Source organism: Saccharothrix sp. ST-888 (assembly GCF_000955975.1).
Taxonomy (GTDB): Bacteria; Actinomycetota; Actinomycetes; order Streptomycetales; family Streptomycetaceae; genus Kitasatospora.
Window position 1 is genome coordinate 1 of sequence record NZ_JYJF01000262.1, and the last position, 1,652, is coordinate 1,652.

1 protein-coding gene is annotated in these 1,652 nt (G+C 76.0%); it reads right to left on the reverse strand.

All coding sequences use genetic code 11. The features are described from left to right. On the reverse strand, positions 1 to 1,652 hold a 1,652-nt coding region (locus tag UK12_RS32495), incomplete at both ends, for a polyketide synthase dehydratase domain-containing protein (protein ID WP_045306806.1).

Sequence of the window (1,652 nt, forward strand, 5' to 3'; positions counted from 1 at the left end):
CAGGTGCCGGGCCACCAGCGCACCCAGCGCACCCGTACCACCGGTGATCAGGACCGTACCGGACGGACCGAACACCGCACCCTCGACCTCGGCGGCCTCGGCGGCCTCCTCCGGCCGGGCCGGGACCCGGGCCAGCCGGAAGGCGTGCGAGGTGCCCTGCCGGACGGCCAGTTGCGGCTCACTGGAGGCCAGTGCCGCCGGGAGCGCCCGGGCCGAGCCGCCGTCACCGTCCAGGTCGACCAGCACGATCCGGCCGGGGTTCTCGCCCTGGGCCGAGCGCAGCAGGCCCCAGACCGGAGCGTGCACCAGGTCGGTGACGTCCGCGTCGGCGGCGGTCGCCACCGCGCCACGGGTGAGCACCACCAGCTGCGCGTCGGTGAACCGGTCCTCGGCAAGCCAGGACTGGACGAGCTCCAGGGCTTCCCGGACAGCGGTCCGGGCGGCAGCGGCGGTGTCCGTACCCTGGGCAGCCGACGCGAGACGGGGTACCAGGACCACATCCGGGACGTCCCCGCTCGCCGCGAGCGCCGCCAGGTCCGGGTACGCCTCGACGTTCCGTCCGAGATCACCCAGCACCTCGGCGTCGGCGCCCAGCAGCGCCCAGCGCCCACCCTCGGACGCCGCACCGGCGGGCAGCGCAACCCACTCCGGCCGGAACAGCGACTCGTGGAACGCGCCCTGGGCCGACCGCAGTTGACCGGCCGACACCGCGCGCAGCACCAGCGAATCCACCGAGGCCACCGCACGGCCCGTCTCGTCCGCCAGCTCCAGCGACACGCTGTCCGACCCCGCCGGAGCCAACCGCACCCGCAGCGCCGAGGCGCCTGCGGCGTGCAGCCGGACCCCGCCCCAGGAGAACGGCAGCCGGGCTCGGCCCGCGTCCTGGTCGGCGTCACGGACCAGACCGCCGAGGCCCACCCCGTGCAGGGCGGCATCCAGCAGCGCTGGGTGCAGGCCGAACGGCGTGCCGTCCAGAGCACGCCCGTCCACGGCCGGCCGGATCTCCGCGAAGACCTCGCCGTCGCGCCGCCAGGCCCGGCGCAGGCCCTGGAACACCGGACCGTAGTCCAGGCCGACTCCCGCCGCCCCCTCGTACAGCCCGTCGATGTCCACCTGCTCGGCACCGGCCGGGGGCCACTCGCCGAGGTCGAACGCGGGCTGCTGCGCGCCGGAGGCCAGCAGGCCGGTGGCGTGCCGGATCCACGGCTCCTCGGCCGGGACGTCCTCCCGGCGCGAGTGCAGGCTCAGCGCCCGGCTGCCCGACCCGTCCGCCGCACCCAGCGTGAGGCGCAGCTGTACCCCGCCGCGCTCGGGCAGCACGAGCGGCGCCTCCAAGGTGAGCTCGTCCAGCAGGTCGCAGCCCACCTGGTCGCCCGCCCGGATCGCCAGCTCCACGAAGGCCGTGCCCGGCAGCAGCACGCTCCCCAGCACCAGGTGATCGGCCAGCCACGGCTGGGTGGACACCGCCAGCCGCCCGGTGAACACGAACCCGCCCGAGTCCGGCAGTTCGACCGCCGCACCCAGCAGCGGGTGCCCCGCCAGTTCCAGGCCCGCCGACGCCATGTCACCGGCGGACACACCGGCGTCGAGCCAGTAGCGCTCCTTCTGGAAGGCGTACGTCGGCAGTTCGACCCGCGCCGCGCCGCGACCGG